General features: G+C 73.3%; 1 protein-coding gene (only partly in view). It reads right to left on the bottom strand.

Annotated features, from left to right (window positions below):
• Positions 1-23,021, bottom strand: partial view of a type I polyketide synthase gene (locus IGA62_RS25070; RefSeq protein WP_145822021.1) — the 5' portion only. 6,829 nt of this gene lie to the left of the window's left edge; only the first 23,021 of its 29,850 coding nucleotides appear in the window; its start codon is at positions 23,019-23,021; the stop codon falls past the left edge of the window.
• Between the last annotated feature and the right edge of the window lie 4 nt (positions 23,022-23,025).

The raw sequence follows: 23,025 nt of genomic DNA, 5'->3' as shown, positions 1-23,025 counted from the left end.
AGCTGCCCCAGAGCCGCCAGCAGACCCGGAACCTCCGACCGGTCCCGCCGCTGCACCGCCACCGCAACGACATCCCCGTCGCCGGGCAGCACGTCAGCGGCCATCGCGGTCAGCACACTCTGCGGACCGACCTCCACGAAGGTGTCGACCCCGGCGGCGCGCAGGGCGGTGATCCCGTCGGCGAAGCGGACCGCCTCCCGCACGTGCCGCACCCAGTAGTCCGGGGTACGGATCTCGTCGGCGTCGGCGAGCGCCCCGGTCAGGTTCGACACCACCGGCACCAACGGCGCCCGGAACGTCAACCCCTCCAACACCACCCGGAACTCGCCCAGCATCGGCTCCATCAACGGACTGTGGAACGCGTGACTCACCGTCAACCGACGCGTCCGCACACCCCGCTCCCGCCAGATGCGCTCCACCTCGTCGAGAGCTTCGACCGCACCCGACACGACCACCGCGTTCGGGCCGTTCACGGCCGCGACACCGACCCGGTCGGCCTGCCCCTCGATCGAGGCGGCCACCTCGGCCTCGGACGCGGCCACCGCCAGCATCCCGCCACCAGCCGGCAACGCCTGCATCAACCGACCCCGCGCCGCCACCAGAGCACACGCATCCGCCAGCGACAACACCCCCGCCACATACGCGGCAGTGATCTCACCGATCGAATGACCACCCACGAAGTCCGGCACCACACCGAACGACTCCACCAAACGGAACAACGCCACCTCGACCGCGAACAACCCGGCCTGCGTGAACACCGTCTGATCCAACAACCCCGCCTCAGGCGAACCCGCCCCGGCGAACAACACCTGCTTCAACGGCTGCGGCAACAGCGGATCCAGGTGACCACACACCTCGTCCAACGCCGACGCGAACACCGGGAACGTCGCGGACAACTCCCGACCCATGCCGGCACGCTGGGCGCCCTGACCGGAGAACAGCAGCGCCACCTGACCACGCTGACCCTGCACACCGGTCACCACCGTCCCCGACGGCTCACCCCCGGCGAGAGCCCGCAACGAGACGAGCAGGTCGTCCCGGTCCGTCGCCGTGAGCACCGCACGGTGCTCCAGAGCCGGACGCGTCGTCACCGACGACCAACCCACGTCCACCGGACGCAACGCCTCGTCACCGGCGAGCCAACGAGCCCAACGATCCGCCTGCCCGGCCAGAGCACCCTCCGACCGCGCCGACAACAGCACCGGCACGGCCTGCGGCGTCGTCGACGGCACGATCTCGCCCTCGACCACCTCCGCTGGTGCCTGCTCGATGATCACGTGCGCGTTCGTACCGGAGATGCCGAACGACGACACCCCGGCCCGACGCAGCCGGCCAGTCTCCGGCCAAGGCGTCACTGCCGTGGCCAGGGTGACCGCTCCGGCGGTCCAGTCCACGTGCGGCGACGGCTCGTCCACGTGCAGGGTCGGCGGTACCAGCCCGTGCCGCATCGCCAGCACCATCTTGATGATGCCCGCCACACCCGCCGCAGCCTGCGTGTGACCGATGTTCGACTTGATCGACCCCAACAGCAACGGCCGACCCTCCGGCCGGTCCTGCCCGTACGTCGCCAACAGGGCCTGCGCCTCGATCGGATCACCCAGGGTCGTACCGGTGCCGTGCGCCTCGACCGCGTCCACATCCGCCACGGTCAGCCGCGCATTGGCCAGGGCCTGCCGGATCACCCGCTGCTGCGACGGACCATTCGGCGCCGTCAACCCGTTCGACGCACCATCCTGGTTCACCGCCGTACCCCGCACCACCGCCAGGACCCGGCGACCCTCACGCCGCGCATCGGAGAGCCGCTGCACCAGCAGCACACCCACACCCTCCGACCAACCCGTCCCATCCGCCGACGCCGCGAACGACCTGCACCGACCATCCGTCGACAGACCCCGCTGCCGCGAGAACTCGATGAACGTCCCCGGCGTCGCCATCACCGTCACACCACCCGCAAGCGCCAGATCGCACTCGCCGGAGCGCAACGCCTGCACCGCCAGATGCAACGCCACCAACGACGACGAACACGCGGTGTCGACGGTGACCGCCGGGCCTTCGAGGCCGAACGTGTACGCCACCCGACCCGACAGCACACTGCCCGACGTCCCGGTACCGACGTAGCCCTCCACCTCGGCGGGCAGATCCATCAGACGCGTCGCCCAGTCGTGGTACATCACGCCCGCGAACACACCGGTGCGGCTGCCCCGCAGCCGGTGCGGGTCGACCCCGGCGGACTCGAACGTCTCCCACGAGGCTTCCAGCAGCAACCGCTGCTGCGGATCCATCGCCAGCGCCTCACGCGGCGAGATCCCGAAGAACGCCGGGTCGAACTCGCCAGCCCCGTACAGGAATCCACCCTGCCGGGCATACGAGGTGCCGCTGCTGTTCGGATCCGGGTCGAACAGGGACGCGAGGTCCCAGCCCCGGTCGGCGGGGAACTCGCCGATCCCCTCACCACCACCGACCAGCAGCTCCCACAACTGCTCAGGGGTCTCCACCCCACCCGGGTAACGGCACGCCATACCCACGATTGCGATCGGCTCGTCCACCGCCCGGGAGGCCACCACCTCCGCACGGGCACCCACCACACCGGTGAGCTGCTCGTACACGAACCCCGCCAGAACGGCCGGCGTCGGATAGTCGAACACCAACGTCGACCCCAACCGCAGACCCGTCGCCGCATTCACCCGATTCCGCAGATCCACCGCGGTCAGCGAGTCGAAGCCCAGTTCGCGGAACGCCCGATCCGCCGGCACCGCCTCCGCACCACCATGCCCCAACACCTGCGCCACCAGACCACGCACCAACACGTCGACCTGGGTACGAGCCTCGTCCTCGGAGAGCCCGGCGAGCCGCGCGGCCCACGCGCCACCGCCCTGTCCCGCCTGGCGGCGGGTGACGGTCGTGCCGATCAGCGTGCGCAGCATCGGCGGTACGACGTCACCGGAGGTGGCCGCCCGCATCGCCGGTACGTCGATGACCGCCGGCACCAGGGCGGCCGGACCGGCGGCGAGAGCGGCGTCGAACAGTTCGAGCCCGGTCTCGGCGCTCATCGACGGGAGACCCGCGCGGGCCGACCGGGCGCGGTCCGTGTCGGCGAGCGACGCGGCCATCCCAGCGGTGTCCCACATACCCCACGCCAACGACACCGCCGGCAACCCCAGCCCACGCCGGAACACCGCGAGACCATCCAGGAACGCGTTCCCCGCCGCATACGCCGCCTGACCCGGCGACCCCAACACCCCCGCCACCGACGAGAACACCACAAACAGATCCAGACCCAGACCCGCCGTCACCTCATGCAGATGCCAACCCGCATCCACCTTCGGCGCCAACACACCAGCCAACCGCCCCGCCGTCAGCCCCTCAACCACCCCGTCATCCAGCACACCCGCCGTGTGCACCACACCCGCCAGCCGACCGGTCGACGAAATCTCGGCGACCAACGCCTCCACCTGCTGCCGGTCGGTCACGTCGCAACCGGCCACCCGGACGCCCGCCCCCAGCGCGCTCAACCGCTCGACCAGAGCGTCCGCACCCGGCGCGGCCGGACCCTGACGGGAAACCAGCACCAGCGACCGCACCCCGTACGCCACCACCAGATGCTCCGCCACCAGAGCACCCAACGCACCCGTACCACCGGTCACCAGAACCGTGCCGTCACCCACCACCGGCGGCTCCGACGACACCGGCACGGACGCCCGCACCAGCCGGGGCACGAACACCCCACCCGCACGGACCGCCACCTGACCACCCGACGCGTCACCGGCCGCCCACCCGAGCAGGCCGCGCACGTCCGCGTCCAGATCCCCGTCCACGTCGGCCAACACGATCCGGCCCGGGTGCTCCGACTGCGCCGACCGCAGCAGACCCCACACCGCCGCACCCGCCAGGTCGACCACCCGATCACCCGACCCGACCGCCACCGCACCCCGGGTCACCACGACCAACTTCGAACCCGCCAACACCCCGGCCGCCAACCACGCCTGCACCGTCGCCAGAACCCCGGACGTCACCGCCCGCACCGACGCCGACAGGTCAGCGTCGACCTCGGGCGCGACGAGGAGCGGCAGCAGCAGCGTCTCCGGCGCGGCACCGGCCTCGACAGCGGCCAGCACCGACGCCACATCCGGGTACGCCGGCAGATCCCACCGGGCGGCCAGTTCGGCCGCCAGCTCGCGGCCGGTTCCGTCCCCGGTCAGCAGCACCATCCCGGACGGCTGCCGGTCCGGGGTGACCTGCTCGGCCTGCCAGCGCACCTCGAACAGCGAGCGGGCCGCAGCGCTCGGGGTGGCCAGGTGGGTCAGTTCGCGCAGCACGAGGGAGTCGACCGACACCACCGGCGCGCCCGCCTCGTCACAGGCGACCAGACGCACCCCGGCACCGGACCGGGACAACCGCACCCGCAGCACCCGCGCCCCGGAGGCATGCACCTGCACACCCTCGAACGCGAACGGCACGCGCGGACGGGCACCAGTCTCCGCGTCGAGCAGGCCGATCGCGTGCAGCGCCGCGTCGAGCAGCGCCGGGTGGACCCCGAATCCGGAGACGTCCACCGATTCCTCGGGCAGGACGACCTCGGCATGCACCGCGTCGTCACCGGTCCACGCCCGGCGCAGGCCCTGGAACACCGGCCCGTACACCAGACCGTGCCCAGCCAGCGCCTCGTACCAGCCCGCCACGTCCACCTCGGACACACCCGCCGGCGGCCACACACCGACCACCGGCTCGTCGGCCGACGCCGCCTCCAGCACACCGTCCGCATGCCGGACCCAACCCGACTCGGGGTCGTCGTCCTGGCGGGAGTAGATGGTCACCGCACGCTGCGACGAACCGGCAGCGCCGTCCACCCGAACCTGGATCCGCACCCCTCCCGTCTGGGGGACGGTCAACGGCGTGGCCACGGTCAGCTCCCGGAGCCGGGAGAGGCCCACCTCGTCACCGGCCCGGACGGCCAGCTCGATGAGAGCCGTGCCCGGCACCAGCGTCACGCCAGCGACGGCGTGGTCCGCCAGCCAGGGGTGCGTGGTCAGCGACAGCCGGCCGGTCAACACCATCTCGTCGTCGCCGGCCAGGTCGACGGCCGCGCCGAGCAGTGGGTGCTCGGCGTCGCCCAGCCCCGCACCGGACACGTTTCCGGTTCGCAGCCGGCCCGTCGCGGGCCAGTACCGCTGGTGCTGGAACGCATACGTGGGCAGGTCCACCCGCCGCGCGCCGGCCCCGGCGAACCACTGCTGCCAGGTCACCGCCACGCCATGGACGTGCAGCTCGCCCAGAGCCGCCAGCAGCGCGGCCACCTCCGGTCGGTCCCGGCGTTGGGCGGCCACCGCAACGACATCCCGGTCATCCGGCAACACGTCAGCGGCCATCGCCGTCAATACACTCTGCGGACCGACCTCCACGAACGTGTCCACCCCGGCAGCCCGCAGAGCGGTGACCCCATCGGCGAACCGGACCGCCTCCCGCACGTGCCGCACCCAGTAGTCCGGGGTACGGATCTCGTCGGCGTCGGCGAGCGCCCCGGTCAGGTTCGACACCACCGGCACCAACGGCGCGGCGAACGTCAGCCCGGCCAGGACGGCCCGGAACTCGTCGAGCATCGGCTCCATCAACGGACTGTGGAACGCGTGACTCACCGTCAACCGACGCGTCCGCACACCCCGCTCCCGCCAAGCTGCCTCGACCTCGTCCAGCGCGTCCACCGCACCCGACACGACGACAGCCGACGGGCCGTTCACCGCAGCGACACCGACCCGGTCCGTCGCCCCCTCGATCGAGGCGGCCACCTCGGCCTCGGACGCGGCCACCGCGAGCATCCCGCCACCAGCCGGCAGGGCCTGCATCAACCGACCCCGCGCCGCGACCAGCGCGCACGCATCCGCCAGGGACAGCACACCCGCAACGTGGGCGGCGGTGATCTCACCGATCGAGTGACCACCCACGAAGTCCGGCACCACACCGAACGACTCCACCAGGCGGAACAACGCCACCTCGACCGCGAACAACCCGGCCTGCGTAAACACCGTCTGATCCAGCAGCTCCGCCTCCGGCGTTCCCGCCTCGGCGAACAGCACCTCCCGCAGCGGGCGCGGCAACAACGGATCCAGGTGACCGCACACCTCGTCCAACGCGGCGGCGAACACCGGGAACGCGGCGGACAACTCCCGACCCATCCCGGCACGCTGCGCACCCTGACCCGAGAACAGCAGTGCCACCTGACCACGAACGGCAGCCGTACCGGTGACGACGGTGCCGGACGGCTCACCCGCCGCCAACGACCGCAACGAGACGAGCAGGTCGTCCCGGTCCGTCGCCGTGAGCACCGCCCGGTGCTCCAGAGCCGGACGCGTGGTCACCGACGACCAACCCACATCCACCGGACGCAACGCCTCGTCACCGGCGAGCCAACGAGCCCAACGATCCGCCTGCCCGGCCAGAGCACCCTCCGACCGCGCCGACAACAGCACCGGCACGAGGTCGTCCGGCAGGGTCGACTCGACGATCTCGCCCTCGATCACCTCCACCGGCGGCTGCTCGATGATCACGTGGGCGTTCGTACCGGAGATGCCGAACGACGACACCGCCGCCCGACGCGGCCGGTCCACCGCCGGCCACGGCGTCGGCTCCGTCGCCAACGCCACCGCACCGGCCGACCAGTCCACATGCGGCGACGGCTCGTCCACGTGCAGGGTCGGCGGCACGAGGCCGTGCCGCATCGCCAGCACCATCTTGATGATGCCCGCCACACCGGCCGCAGCCTGGGTGTGACCGATGTTCGACTTGATCGACCCCAACAGCAACGGCCGATCCTCCGGCCGCTCCTGCCCGTACGTCGCCAACAGCGCCTGCGCCTCGATCGGGTCACCCAGGGTCGTACCCGTACCATGCGCCTCCACCGCGTCCACATCAGCCGTGGTCAACCGCGCGTTCGCCAGGGCCTGCCGGATCACCCGCTGCTGCGACGGACCATTCGGCGCCGTCAACCCGTTCGACGCACCATCCTGGTTCACGGCCGTGCCTCGCACGACGGCAAGCACCCGGCGACCCTCACGCCGCGCATCGGAGAGCCGCTGCACCAGCAGCACACCCACACCCTCCGACCAACCCGTCCCATCCGCCGACGCCGCAAACGACCTGCACCGACCATCCGTCGACAAACCCCGCTGCCGCGAGAACTCGATGAACGTCCCCGGCGTCGCCATCACCGTCACACCACCCGCAAGCGCCAGGTCACACTCCCCCGACCGCAACGCCTGCGCGGCCAGGTGCAGGGCGACCAGCGACGACGAACACGCCGTGTCGACAGTGACCGCCGGGCCTTCGAGACCGAACGTGTACGCCACCCGCCCCGACAGCACACTGCCGGAGTTGCCGGTGCCGACATAGCCCTCCGCGTCCGGCGGCAGGTCGGCGAGCCGGGAGGCGTAGTCGTGGTACATCACCCCGGCGAACACGCCGGTACGGCTGCCCCGCAGCCGCACCGGGTCCAGCCCGGCGGACTCGAACGTCTCCCAGGACGCCTCCAGCAGCAACCGCTGCTGCGGGTCCATCGCCACCGCCTCACGCGGCGAGATCCCGAAGAACGCCGGATCGAAGTCCGCAGCGCCGTGCAGGAAGCCCCCGTGCCGGGTGTACGACGTCCCGGCGCTGTCCGGGTCCGGATCGAACAGGGACGCGAGGTCCCAGCCCCGGTCGGCCGGGAACTCGCCGATCCCCTCCCCACCGGTGGACAGCAGCTCCCACAACTGGTCCGGGGACTCCACCCCACCCGGGTACCGGCACGCCATACCCACGATCGCGATCGGCTCGTCGACGCCGGCAACCGTGCTGACCGACAGGTCCGCCGACGTCTGCCGCGCACCGGCCAGCTCGGACCACAGGTGGTCGGCGAGCACCGCCGGGGTCGGGTAGTCGAACACCAACGTCGATGCCAGGCGCAGGCCGGTCGCCGCGTTGAGCCGGTTCCGCAGGTCCACCGCGGTCAGCGAGTCGAAGCCCAGGTCGCGGAACGCCCGGTCGGTGGGGACCGACTCCGCGCCAGCGTGCCCGAGCACCTGGGCGACCAGACCGCGTACCAGCGCGTCGATCCGGACGCGGGCCTCGTCGGGGGTCAGACCCGCCAGGTGGTTGGCCCAGTCGCCGCCCTGTCCCGCCTGGCGGCGGGTGACGGTCGAGCCGACAAGGGTCCGCAGCACGACCGGCACCGGGCCACCCGTGCCGAGCGCGGTCCGCATCGCCGGTACGTCGAGAACCGCCGGCACCAGCGTCGGTCGCGCCGCGCCGAGCGCCGCGTCGAACAGTTCCAGACCGGTTTCCGCGCTCATCGGGGTGATGCCGGCCCGAGCGGACCGGGCGCGGTCCGTGTCGGCGAGCGACGCGGCCATCCCAGCGGTGTCCCACATACCCCACGCCAGACTGACCGCCGGCAACCCCAGCCCACGCCGGAACACCGCGAGACCATCCAGGAACGCGTTCCCCGCCGCATACGCCGCCTGACCCGGCGACCCCAACACCCCCGCCACCGACGAGAACACCACAAACAGATCCAGATCCAGACCCAGACCCGCCGTCACCTCATGCAGATGCCAACCCGCATCCACCTTCGGCGCCAACACACCAGCCAACCGCCCCGCCGTCAGCCCCTCGACCACCCCGTCATCCAGCACACCCGCCGTATGCACCACACCCGCCAGCCGACCACTGTCGGTGAGCTGACCGACCAGGTCACGTACCGCGTCGCGGTCGGTCACGTCACACGCCACCACCCGCACCGACGCGCCCAGGCCCGACAGCCGCTCGACCAGAGCGTCCGCACCCGGCGCGGCCGGACCCTGACGGGAAACCAGCACCAGCGACCGCACCCCGTACGCCGCCACCAGATGCTCCGCCACCAGAGCACCCAACGCACCCGTACCACCGGTCACCAGAACCGTGCCGTCACCGACGGTCACCTCGGCCACCGCAGGCACGGACGCCCGGACCAGGCGCGGTACGAACAGCGCACCCGACCGCACGGCCAGCTGACCGCCCGCCGAGTCACCGGACGCCGAGGCGAGCACACCCAGCGCACCCGTGTCCAGGTCACCGTCGACGTCGGCCAACACGATCCGGCCCGGGTGCTCCGACTGCGCCGACCGCAGCAGACCCCACACCGCCGCACCCGCCAGGTCGACCACCCGATTACCCGACCCGACCGCCACCGCACCCCGGGTCACCACGACCAACTTCGAACCCGCCAACACCCCGGCCGCCAACCACGCCTGCACCGTCGCCAGAACCCCGGACGTCACCGCCCGCACCGAGGCGGGTACGGCGGTGTCCTCGTCGGTGCCGGGCAGGGGCAGCAGCAGCACCCGTGGGGCCGCCGCCGGGCCGGCGTCGACCGCCTCGACCAGCGCCGCTACGTCCGGGTACGCCGGCAGGTCCGGCAGCCCGGCCGGTGACTCCCCGGCCAGCAGCGCCCAGCCGGACGTGTCCCCGGCGGTGGTGGCCGCGTCGGCCTGCCAGACGAGTTCGAACAGCGAGCGGGTCGCCGCGACGGGCGCCACGACGCCGGTCAGTTCGCGCAGCACGAGGGAGTCGACCGACACCACCGGCGCGCCCGCCTCGTCACAGGCGACCAGACGCACCCCGGCACCGGACCGGGACAACCGCACCCGCAGCACCCGCGCCCCGGAGGCATGCACCTGCACACCCTCGAACGCGAACGGCACGCGTGGGCCCGAGGTCTCCTCCCCGGACAGCAACAACCCGGTCGGGTGCAGCGCCGCGTCGAGCAGCGCCGGGTGCACCCCGAACCGCGCGGCCTCCCCGGCCTCGTCCTCGGGGAGCGCGACCTCGGCGTACACCGCGTCGTCACCGGTCCACGCCCGGCGCAGGCCCTGGAACACCGGCCCGTACACCAGACCGTGCGCGGCCAACGCCTCGTACCAGCCCGCCACGTCCACCTCGGACACACCCGCCGGCGGCCACACACCGACCACCGGCTCGTCGGCCGACGCCGCCTCCAGCACACCGTCCGCATGCCGGACCCACTCGGGATCGCCCTCGGACTGCGAATGCACCGCGACGGCCCGGAGACCCGTCGGGTCGGCCGCGCCGACGCGCACCTGGACCCGCACCCCACCGGTCTCGGGGAGCACGAGCGGAGCGGCGATGGTCAGCTCCCGGAGCCGGGAGACGCCCACCTCGTCACCGGCCCGGACGGCCAGCTCCACGAGTGCCGTACCGGGGACGACCACCGCTCCGGAGACGGCGTGGTCGGCGAGCCACGGGTGGGTGGCGACGGAAAGGCGACCGGTGAGCACCACCATGTCCTCGCCGGCGACGGTGACCGCCGCACCGAGCAGCGGGTGACCGGCCATGCCGAGTCCGGCCCCGGTCACGTCGCCCGCGCGGGCCCGTCCGATGCCGAGCCAGTACCGCTGGTGCTGGAACGCGTACGTCGGCAGGTCCACCCGCCGCGCGCCAGCCCCGGCGAACCACTCCTGCCAGCTCACGGCCACACCGTGCACGTGCATCTGCCCCAGCGCGGCCAGCAGACCCGGAACCTCCGACCGGTCCCGCCGCTGCACCGCCACCGCGAGCACGTCCCCGTCGCCGGGCAGCACGTCAGCGGCCATTGCCGTCAGCACACTCTGCGGACCGACCTCCACGAACGTGTCCACTCCGGCAGCCCGCAACGCGGTCACCCCGTCGGCGAAGCGGACCGCCTCCCGGACGTGGCGCACCCAGTACTCGGCCCGGGTCAACTCCTGCGGATCCGCCACCGCCCCGGTCAGGTTCGACACCACCGGCACCAACGGCGCCCGGAACGTCAACCCCTCCAACACCACCCGGAACTCAGCCAGCATCGGCTCCATCAACGGACTGTGGAACGCGTGACTCACCGTCAACCGACGCGTCCGCGCACCCCGCTCCCGCCAGATGCGCTCCACCTCGTCCAGCGCGTCCACCGCACCCGAGACGACCACCGCGTCCGGGCCGTTCACCGCCGCGACACCGACCCGGTCGGTCAGACCGGCGAGCGTCTCGACGACCGCCTCCTCGGACGCGGCCACCGCCAGCATCCCGCCACCAGCCGGAAGGGCCTGCATCAACCGACCCCGCGCCGCCACCAGAGCACACGCATCCGCCAGCGACAACACCCCCGCCACATACGCGGCGGTGATCTCACCGATCGAATGACCACCCACGAAGTCCGGCACCACACCGAACGACTCCACCAGACGGAACAACGCCACCTCGACCGCGAACAGGCCAGCCTGCGTGAACACCGTCTGATCCAACAGCCCCGCCTCAGGCGTCCCCGCCCCGGCGAACAACACCTGCTTCAACGGCTGCGGCAGCAACGGATCCAGGTGACCACACACCTCGTCTAACGCCGACGCGAACACCGGGAACGTCTCGTACAGCTCCCGGCTCATGCCGGCACGCTGCGCACCCTGACCGGAGAACAGCAACGCCACCTGACCACGCTGGCCCTGCACACCGGTCACCACCGCACCGGACGGCTCACCCCCAGCGAGAGCACGCAGCCCCACCAACAACTCGTCCCGGTCGCTTGCCGTGAGCACCGCGCGGTACTCCAGAGCCGGACGCGTGGTCACCGACGACCAACCCACGTCCACCGGACGCAACGCCTCGTCACCGGCGAGCCAACGAGCCCAACGATCCGCCTGCCCCGCCAGAGCACCCTCCGACCGCGCCGACAACAGCACCGGCACGGGAGCGACCGGTGCGGGCGCGTCGGCCCGGGAGGTCCGGGTCTCGACCGGAGGCTGCTCGATGATGACGTGCGCGTTCGTGCCGCTGACCCCGAAGGAGGAGACCGCCGCCCGACGCGGCCGGTCCACCACCGGCCACGGCGTCGGCTCCGTCGCCAGCGCGACGGCCCCAGCGGTCCAGTCCACGTGCGGGGACGGCTCGTCCACGTGCAGGGTCGGCGGGACCAGGCCGTGCCGCATCGCCAGGACCATCTTGATGATGCCCGCCACACCCGCAGCCGCCTGCGTGTGACCGATGTTCGACTTGATCGACCCCAACAGCAACGGCCGGCCCCCCGGCCGGTCCTGCCCGTACGTCGCCAACAGCGCCTGCGCCTCGATCGGATCACCCAGAGTCGTACCCGTACCGTGCGCCTCCACCGCGTCCACATCCGCCACGGTCAGCCGGGCGTTCGCCAGAGCCTGCCGGATCACCCGCTGCTGCGACGGACCATTCGGCGCCGTCAACCCGTTCGACGCACCATCCTGGTTCACCGCCGTACCCCGCACCACCGCCAGGACCCGGCGACCCTCACGCCGCGCATCGGAGAGCCGCTGCACCAGCAGCACACCCACACCCTCCGACCAACCCGTCCCATCCGCCGACGCCGCGAACGACTTGCACCGACCATCCGTCGACAAACCCCGCTGCCGCGAGAACTCGATGAACGTCCCCGGCGTCGCCATCACCGTCACACCACCCGCAAGCGCCAGATCGCACTCGCCGGAGCGCAACGCCTGCACCGCCAGGTGCAACGCCACCAACGACGACGAACACGCCGTGTCCACCGTCACCGCCGGCCCCTCCAGGCCGAACGTGTACGCCACCCGGCCGGAGACCACGCTGCCGGAGTTGCCGGTGCCGATGTAACCCTCGAGTCCCTCGGGAAGTTCCTGCACCTGCGAGGCGTAGTCGTGGTACATCAGGCCGGCGAACACGCCGGTACGGCTGCCCCGCAGCCGCGCCGGATCCAGCCCGGCGGACTCGAACGTCTCCCAAGACGCCTCCAACAGCAACCGCTGCTGCGGATCCATCGCCACCGCCTCACGCGGCGAGATCCCGAAGAACGCCGGATCGAACTCGGCCGCCCCGGTGAGGAAGCCCCCGTGCCGGGAATACGAGGTGCCCGGGTGGTCGGGGTCCGGGTGGAACAGGGACGCGAGATCCCAGCCCCGGTCGGTCGGGAACTCGCCGATCCCCTCCCCACCGGTGGACAGCAACTCCCACAACTGGTCCGGGGACTCCACCCCACCCGGGTAACGGCACGCCATACCCACGATCGCGATCGGCTCGTCGGCAGCAGCGGCGGCGACCACCTCCGCACGGGCACCCACCACACCGGTGAGCTGCTCGTACACGAACCCCGCCAGAACAGCCGGCGTCGGATAGTCGAACACCAACGTCGACCCCAACCGCAGACCCGTCGCCGCATTCACCCGATTCCGCAGATCCACCGCGGTCAGCGAGTCGAAGCCCAGTTCGCGGAACGCCCGATCCGCCGGAACCGACTCCGCACCACCATGCCCCAACACCTGCGCCACCAGACCACGCACCAACACGTCGACCTGGGCACGAGCCTCGTCGGGGGTGAGCGTGGCGAGGCGCTGCGCCCAGCCACCGGCCGCTCCACCACTGGCCTGACGGCGGGTGGCCACGGTGCCGACGAGGGCACGCAGCATCGGCGGTACGCCGGTGGCGGTGGCCGCCGCGCGCAGGGCCGGTACGTCGACGACGGCGGGGACGAGCGCGGGGGTGTCGGTGGCGACGGCCGCGTCGAACAGCGCGACGCCGACCGGCCCGGTGATCAGGCCGAGGCCGGCACGGGTGACCCGGGAACGGTCGGTGGCACTGAGGGTGGCCGCCATACCGTCGGTGTCCCACATGCCCCAGGCGAGGGAGTGCGCGGGCAGACCGTGTCCCCGGCGGTGCCCGGCGAGGGCGTCGAGGAAGCTGTTGGCCGCCGCGTACGCGCCCTGACCGGGCGAGCCGAGGACCCCGGCGATGGAGGAGAACGTCACGAACAGGTCGAGGTCCAGGTCGGCGGTGGCCTCGTGCAGCCACCAGCCGGCGTCGACCTTGGGGGCGAGGACCCTGGCGAGCCGGTCGGGGTCGATGCCGGTGACGACGGCGTCGTCGAGGACACCGGCGGTGTGCACCACCCCGGCGAGCCGGCCGTCCTCGGTGACCTGCCCGACGAGGGCGCGCACGGCGTCCCGGTCGGTGACGTCGCAGGCGAACACCTCGACGCGGGCACCGAGGCCGGTCAGCTCGGCGGCCAGTTCCGCCGCGCCGGGAGCGTCGGGGCCACGCCGGCTGACCAGGGCGAGGGATTCCACGCCCCGTTCGGTGACCAGGTGCCGGGCGATCAGGGCACCGAGCGCGCCGGTGCCGCCGGTGACCAGGACCGTGCCACCGCGCAGACGCGGGGTCTCCGCGGGTGAGGCGTCGGCGCGTACCAGACGGGGGGTGAGGGCCGCGTCGCCGCGGACCGCGAGCTGCGCCACGGTCGGGTCGACGGCGGCGGCGAGCAGCGCGACGGTCGGCGCGTCGAGGTCCCGGTCCAGGTCCGCCAGGACGATGCGGCCGGGGTGCTCGGACTGGGCGGAGCGCACCAGGCCCCACACGGCCGCACCGGCCAGCTCGTCGGCCGGGTCGGCGTCGACGGCCCGCACCGCACCTCGGGTGACCACCGCGAGTCGGGTGTCGGCGAGGTCGTCGGCGGCCAGCCACGCCTGCACGACGGCGAGCACGTCGGCGGTGGTCGCACGGACCACGGCCGGCAGGTCCTCCGCCGGCAGGTTGGCCGGCGTCGCCGGCACGGTCAGCAGGATCAGCGGGGGTACGTCGCCGGTGGCGACCAGTTCGGCGACTGCCGGGTACGCGGGGACGCCGGGCAGCGCCGGCGTGGACGCGCCCAGCAGGGCGACTCGGGGTGCCTCGGCGGGGTCGATCGGCTCCGCCTGCCAGGCGACCTGGAACATCGATCGGGCGGCGAGGGCCGCCGCCGTCGGGTCGACGCTGGTCATCTCACGCAGGACGACCGAGTCGACGGAGACGACCGGACGGTCGGTGTCGTCGACGGCGAGCAGCCGCACGCCCCCACCGACCCGGGTGAGCCGGACCCGCAGGGTGTCCGCGCCGATGGCGTGCACCTGGACGCCGGTGAACGCGAACGGCGCCTTCGGGCCGCTGGTCCCGTCGCCGGGCAGCAGGGCGGTCGGGTGCAGGGCGGTGTCGAGCAGGGCGGGGTGCACGCCGAAACCGGTGCTGCCGTCGGGGGTGGCGGGGAGGGCGACGTCGGCGTAGACCGTGTCCCCGCCGGCCGTCCAGGCCCGCCGCAGGCCCTGGAACACCGGCCCGTAGGTCATGCCGTGGCCGGCCAGTGCCTCGTACCAACCGTCGAGGTCGACCTCGACGGCCCCCGCCGGCGGCCAAGCCCCGAGGCCGGTGTCGTCGGTGGGGTCGACGGCGGTGAGCACGCCCTCGGCGTGCCGCACCCAGTCGCCGTCCGGGTCGTTGTCGGGCTGGGAGTGGATGGTGACGGCACGCCAACCGGCGTGGTCGCGCGGGCCGACCCGGACCTGGACGCGCAGCGCGCCCTGGGCGGGGAGGACGACCGGGGCGGCGATGGTCAGCTCCTCCACCCGGCAGGGGCCGAACTCGTCCCCGGCCCGCAGCACCAGCTCGACCAGTGCCGTGCCGGGGACGACCACCGCGCCGGCCACCACATGGTCGGCCAGCCAGGGCTGGGCGGCGACGGAGAGCCGGCCGGTGAGCACGGCGGCGTCCTCGCCGGCCAGCCGGATGGCGGCGGCGAGCAGCGGATGCCCGGCGGCGCCGAGACCGGCGACGGAGACGTCCGAGGACCGGCCGGCGGGGCGCAGCCAGTAGCGTTCCTGCGCGAAGGCGTACGTCGGCAGGTCGACCCGGGTGGCGGCGGTGCCGGCGAAGATCGGCGTCCAGTCGACCGTGCCACCGGCGGTGAAGAGTTCGGCCAGGCCGGCGAGCAGGGCGCGCGGCTCGGCGCGGTCCCGGCGCTGGGTGGGGACGGCGAGGACGCCGTGGGCGTCTCCGGTGAGGGTCTCGCGGACCAGGGCGGTGAGCACCGCGCCGGGGCCGATCTCGACGAAGGTGTCGACCCCGGCAGCCCGCAACGCCGTGACCCCATCGGCGAAGCGGACCGCCTCCCGCACGTGCCGCACCCAGTAGTCCGGGGTACGGATCTCGTCGGCGTCGGCGAGCACCCCGGTCAGGTTCGACACCACCGGCACCAACGGCGCCCGGAACGTCAACCCCTCCAACACGGCCCGGAACTCGTCCAGCATCGGCTCCATCAACGGACTGTGGAACGCATGGCTGACGGTCAACCGACGCGTCCGCACACCCCGCTCCCGCCAGATGCGCTCCACCTCGTCGAGAGCTTCGACCGCACCCGAGACGACCACGGCGTCCGGGCCGTTCACCGCCGCGACACCGACCCGATCGGCCTGCCCCTCGATCGAGGCGACCACCTCGGCCTCGGACGCGGCCACCGCCAGCATCCCGCCACCAGCCGGAAGGGCCTGCATCAACCGACCCCGCGCCGCCACCAGGACACACGCATCCGCCAGCGACAACACCCCCGCCACATACGCGGCAGTGATCTCACCGATCGAATGACCACCCACGAAGTCCGGCACCACACCGAACGACTCCACCAGACGGAACAACGCCACCTCGACCGCGAACAACCCGGCCTGCGTGAACACCGTCTGATCCAACAACCCCGCCTCAGGCGAACCCGCCCCGGCGAACAACACCTGCTTCAACGGCTGCGGCAACAGCGGATCCAGGTGACCACACACCTCGTCCAACGCCGACGCGAACACCGGGAACGCGGCGGACAACTCCCGACCCATCCCGGCACGCTGCGCGCCCTGACCGGAGAAGAGCAGGGCGACAGGGCCGCGGTCGGTGGCGCGGCCGGTCACCACGGCGTCGGTGGGTTCGTCGGCGGCGAGGGCGGCCAGTGCCGAGGTCAGCTCGGCGTGGTCGGCGGCGAACAGGACCGCGCGGTGCTCCAGCGCGGTACGGGCGGTCAGCGACGTCCAGCCGACGTCGACGAGCCGGGGCAGGTCGCCGGTGGCGAGGCGGTCGGCCCAGTGCCGGGCCTGGCGGGTCAGCGCGCCCTCACCCCGGGCGGAGAGCAGCACCGGCACCAGCGGTGGCGCGGTGGGCTCGACGAGTTCGCCCTCGACCACCTCGGCCGGCGGCTGCTCGATGATGATGTGCGCGTTGGTGCCGCTGACGCCGAAGGAGGAGACCGCCGCCCGACGCGGGCGACCGGTCTCCGGCCACGGCTGGGCCTCGGTGAGCAGCTCGACCGCGCCCGCCGACCAGTCGACGTGCGGGGTGGGCTCGTCCACGTGCAGGGTGCGGGGCAGCACGCCGTGCCGCAGCGCCTGCACCATCTTGATCACACCGGCCACCCCGGCGGCGGCCTGGGTGTGCCCGATGTTCGACTTGATCGACCCCAACCACAGCGGCCGGTCGGCCGGCCGGTCCTGCCCGTACGTGGCCAGCAACGCCTGCGCCTCGATCGGGTCACCGAGCGTCGTCGCGGTGCCGTGCGCCTCGACCGCGTCCACGTCGGCGGTGGTGAGCCCGGCGCTGGCGAGGGCCTGCCGGATGACCCGTTGCTGCGAGGGGCCGTTCGGCGCGGTCAGGCCGTTCGACGCGCCGTCCTGGTTGACCGCGCTGCCCCGCACCACGGCGAGGACACGGTGGCCGTGACGCTGCGCGTCGGAGAGCCGCTCGACGAGGAGCACGCCGACGCCCTCGCCCCAGCCGGTGCCGTCGGCGGCGGCGGCGAAGGAGCGGCACCGCCCGTCGGCGGAGAGGCCGCCCTGTCGGGTGAACTCGATGAACGCCCCGGGGGTGACCATCACGTTCACCCCGCCGGCGACCGCGAGGTCACACTCGCCCTGCCGCAGGGACTGCACGGCCAGGTGCAACGCGACCAGCGACGACGAGCAGGCGGTGTCCACGGTGACCGCCGGGCCCTCCAGCCCGAACGTGTACGCCACCCGACCGGAGATGACGCTGTGCGCGCCGCCGGTGAGCCGGTAGCCGTCCAGGCCGGGGGTCTCGTCGCCGGTGCCGTAGCCGGTCGGGGACGCGCCGACGAACACGCCGGTGGGGGTGCCGTGCAGCCGGTCGGCGGCGACTCCGGCCTGCTCGAACGCCTCCCAGGTGGCCTCCAGCAGCAGGCGCTGCTGCGGGTCCATGGCCAGGGCCTCGCGGGGCGAGATGCCGAAGAAGTCCGGGTCGAAGTCGCCTGCCCGGTCGATGAACCCGCCGTGCCGGGTGGCCGAGCGGCCGGGTGCCTCGGGGTCGTCGGCGAGGAGCCGGTCGAGGTCCCAGTGCCGGTCGGTACGGAACTCGGTGATGCCGTCGCGGCCCGAGGCCACGAGTTCCCACAGTCCGTCGGGGTCGCTGACCCCACCCGGGTAGCGGCAGCTCATCCCGACGATGGCGATGGGCTCGTCGGCGCTGTCCCGACCAGCCGTGCCGGCCGGTGTCCCGGCCGAAGCGGCCTCGGCGTCGTCGAGGCGCAGCAGGGACGCCAGGTGCCCGGCGAGGGCCGCCGGGTTCGGGTAGTCGAAGATCAACGTGGTGGGCAGCGCCAGGCCGGTCGCACCGGTGATCTGGTTGCGCAGTTCCACCGCGGTCAGCGAGTCGAAGCCCAGTTCCTTGAACGCCCGCCTCGGGCTGACCGCGTCGGTGCCGGCGTGGCCGAGCACGGCGGCGGCGTGGTCGCGGACCAGGTCGGTGAGGTGGCGGTCCCGTTCGGCGCGGGTGAGCCCGGCCAGCCGTTCGCGCAGCGCGGACGCATGGTCGGTGGTCCCGTCGGCCGGGCTGTCGACCAGGGCCTCGCGCGCCTCGGCGATGTCGTCGAGCAGCGGGCGTGGCCGGGCCGAGGCGTACGCGGGCGCGAACGTGGCCCAGTCGATGTCGGCGACGACGAGGCAGGTCTCGCCGTGCTCGACCGCGCGCCGCAGGGCGAGCAGCGCGGCGGCCGGCTGCATCGGGTTGAGGCCACGCCGGCTGAGGAGCCGCTGTGCCTCCTCGGTGGTGGCCATGCCACCCTCGGCCCACGCGCCCCAGGAGACGGAGGTGGCGGTGAGTCCCCGGGCGCGGCGCTGCTCGGCGAGCGCGTCGAGGTACGCGTTCGCGGCCGCGTACGCGCCCTGCCCACCGCTGCCCCACACCCCGGAGATGGAGGCGAAGGTGACGAAGGCGTCGAGCTGCCGGTCGCCGAGGAACTCGTCGAGGTAGGCGGCACCGGCGACCTTGCCGGCCAGGACGTGGTCGAACACGTCGAGGTCGGTGTCGACCAGCGCGGTGAGCTGGGTGATCCCGGCGGCGTGCAGCACGGCGGTCAGCGGGGCGACCTCGTCCAGCCCGGCGACCAGTGCGGCGACCTGGTCGCGGTCGGCCATGTCGCAGGCCACGACGCTGACCCGTACGCCGGTGGCGGTCAGTTCGCCGGCCAGCTCGCGGGCGCCGGCCGCGTCGAGACCGCGCCGGCTGGTGAGGACCAGGTGCTCGGCGCCGTTGGCGGCGAGCCAGCGGGCGGCCTGCGCGCCGATCGCGCCGGTGCCGCCGGTGACCAGGACGGTGCCGCGTGGCTGCCACGGGGCGACCTGCCCGGCGGTACGCGTGCCGGTGCGGGCGAGCCGACGGACGAAGGTGCCGAACGGGCGGACGGCGAACTGGTCCTCGTCGTCGTCGGTGGTCAGGATGCGGGCGACCTCGGCCCACGTCGAGGCGTCGGGGTCGGCGGGCAGGTCGACCAGGCCGCCCCAGCGGGTCGGGTGTTCCAGGCCGACCACCCGGGCGAGGCCCCAGAGGGCGTGCTGGGCGGCGCTGGCCACCGGTTCGGCCGGGTCGGTGCCGACACCACCTGCGGTGAGGCACCACAGCGGGGCGGGGAGGTCGGCGTCGGAGAGGGCCTGCACGAGCCGGGTGGTGGCGACCAGCCCGGTGGGGACGCCGGGGTGACCGGGGTACTCACCGTCGGTCAGGCCGAGCAGGGAGACCACCCCGGCCAGCGGGGCGTCCCGGTGCGCGGCGAGCGCCTCGGCGAGTGCCCGCCGGTCGACGCCGGCCGGGTCGACGTCGACCCGCCGGACAGCCGGGCCGCCGGCCGCGGCGAGCCCGTCCACCCAGCCGTCCAGGGCCGGGTCACCGGCCGGGGCGACCACGAGCAGGGCACCGGGGACGGTGGTCGGCTTGCTCTGGCCGACGGGCTTCCACACCACCCGGTACGACCAGCCGTCCAGCACCGCCCGCTGCAACCGGGCCTTCCGCCAGGACGACAGCACGGGCAGCGCCGGGGCGAGCACCTCCAGGTCGGCCGGGTCGCCGTCGAGCTGGGCGGCGAGCGCGGCCACGTCGGCGCGTTCCACCGCCGACCAGAACTCCACGTCGACCACGTCCGGGCTGACCGGCCCGGCGCCGGCCGGGGTGGTCCGTTCGGTCCAGTAGTGCTGCCGCTGGAAGGCGTAGGTGGGCAGGTCGGTGAGGACCCCGGCGGCGGGGAGCACCTGCCGGTGGTCCACGGGCAGGCCGTGGGCGTGGGCGGCGGCGATGCTGGTCAGCATCCGCACGGCCGCGTCCTCGCCCCGGCGGAGGGTGGCCAGGACCTGCCCGGGGACCCCGGCGTCGTCGAGGATGGTGGTGAGCGGCATGCTCAGCACCGGGTGCGCGGAGACCTCGACGAAGTCGGTGAACCCGGCGTCGAGGGCGGTCCGCACGGCGGCGTCGAACAGCACGGTGCGGCGCAGGTTCTCCGCCCAGTAGTCGGCGTCCATCTCGGTGCCGTCGATCCAGGTGCCGGTGACGGTGGAGAGGATCCGGATCTGACCCGCGCTCGGGGTCAGCCCGGCCAGGTCCGTCCGCATCCGCTCGGCGGCGGCGTACACCAGCGGGCAGTGCGAGGCGTAGTCGATGTTGATGGCGCGGGCCCGGATCCCGTCGGCGGTGCACGCGGCGACCAGCTCGGCGACCTGGTCGTGCGGGCCGGAGACGGTGACCGCGCGGGGGCCGTTGACCACGGCGATGCCGACCCCGTCGGGCAGCCGTCGGGTGGCCTCGTCGGCGGAGAGGTCGAGGGCGGCCATGGTCCCGGGTTCGGCGAGGTCGGCGATGGCCCGCAGCCGCACCGCGAGCAGTTTCACCGCGTCGGCGAGGGTCAGGACCCCGGCGACGTGCGCGGCGACGACCTCGCTCTGCGAGTGGCCGATGACGACCTGCGGGGTCATGCCGGCGGCCCGCCACACCCGGGCCAGGCTGATGGTGAGCGCGAACAGGATCGGCTGGACGATCTCGTGGCGGCCGAGCCAGGTCTCGTCGTCGCCGGTGAGGTGGCCGACGATGTCCAGGTCGAACCAGCGGTCGAACTCGGCCTGGCACTCCGCGAGCGCCTCGTCGAAGACCGGGCAGGCGCCGATCAGGCTGGCCGCCATCCCCAGGTGGTGCCCGCCGTAGCCGGGGAACACCCAGATCGGGCCTTCGGCCGGCTCGCCGGCCACGGCGGTGACCAGGGACCCGGCGGGGCGGCCCTCGGCGAGGGCGTCCAGGCCGGCGAGGAGCTGCGCCGGTTCCGCGCCGACGACGGCGGCCCGGTGCTCGAAGACCGACCGGGTGGTGACCAGCGACCAGGCCACCCGGGCCGGGTCGAGGTCCTCGCGGGAACGGACGTACCGGGCGAGCCGGGCGGCCTGCTCGCGCAGGGCCGGCGCGGAGCGGGCGGAGAGCGCCCACACGGTGGTGGGCGTGGTGAGCAGGCCGGACCGGTCCGACTCCGGTTCCGGGGCCGGGGCCGACGCGGCCTGTTCGAGGATGACGTGGGCGTTGGTGCCGGAGATGCCGAACGACGACACGGCGGCCCGCCGGGGCCGGTCCGCCGCCGGCCAGTCGCGGGCCTCGGTGAGCAGCGACACCGCGCCGGTGGACCAGTCGATGTGCGGGGACGGCGCGTCCACGTGCAGGGTGGCCGGCAGCCGTCCGTGCCGCATCGCCATGACCATCTTGATGATCCCGGCGACACCGGCGGCCGACTGGCTGTGCCCGAAGTTCGACTTGATCGAGCCCAGCCAGAGCGGATCGCCCCCGTCGCGTTCCTGCCCGTAGGTGGCGAGCAGCGCCTGCGCCTCGATCGGGTCGCCGAGCGTGGTGCCGGTGCCGTGCGCCTCCACGGCGTCCACGTCGGCGGGGGTGAGCCGGGCGTTGCTGAGCGCCTGCCGGATGACCCGCTGCTGGGCGGGACCGTTCGGGGCGGTGAGCCCGTTGGACGCGCCGTCCTGGTTGATCGCGGAGCCGCGCACCACGGCGAGGATCCGGTGGCCGTTGCGCTGCGCGTCGGAGAGCCGTTCGACGAGGAGCAGGCCGACACCTTCGGCCCAGCCGGTGCCGTCGGCGGACGCGGCGAACGCCTTGCACCGCCCGTCGGAGGAGAGGCCGCGCTGCCGGGAGAAGCCGACGAAGGCGCTTGGGGTGGCCATCACGGTCACCCCGCCGGCCAGGGCCAGGTCGAACTCCCCGGCGCGCAGCGCCTGGCAGGCCAGGTGCAGGGCGACCAGCGACGACGAGCAGGCGGTGTCCACGGTGACCGCCGGCCCCTCCAGCCCGAGCGCGTACGCGATCCGGCCGGAGACGACGCTGCTGACAGTGCCGGTCAGCAGGTAACCCTCGTCGGCGCCGTCCGCACCGCCGTCCGCGCCGACGCCGTAGCCGTTGGCGGTGGTGCCGACGAACACGCCGACCTTCTGCCCGCGCACCCCGGACGGGGCGATGCCGGCACTCTCGAACGCCTCCCACGACGTCTCCAGCAGCAGCCGCTGCTGCGGGTCCATCGCCTGGGCCTCACGCGGGCTGATGCCGAAGAAGTCGGCGTCGAAGGAGGCCGCGTCGTAGAGGAACCCGCCCTGCTGGGTGCTGGAGCGGCCAGCCCGCTCGCCGGTCGGGTCGTACAGGTTGTCCAGGTCCCAGCCCCGGTCGGTGGGGAAGCCGCCGATCGCGTCGCCGCTGCGGGCCACCAGGTCCCACAGCTCGTCGGGGTTGGACACCCCGCCCGGGTAGCGGCAGGACATCGCCACGATGGCGATGGGTTCCCGGGCGGCGGCGGTCAGCTGCTGGTTGAGCTGCTTGAGCCGGCTGGTCTCCTTGAGGGAAGCCCGAAGCGCCTCGACGACCTTATCTGCAGACGTGGACATCATG

This window comes from Micromonospora sagamiensis, from assembly GCF_014680085.1.
GTDB classification, from domain to species: domain Bacteria; phylum Actinomycetota; class Actinomycetes; order Mycobacteriales; family Micromonosporaceae; genus Micromonospora; species Micromonospora inyonensis.
The sequence above is the reverse complement of the archived record's forward strand: the minus strand, read 5'-3'. Positions and strand labels throughout refer to the sequence as shown.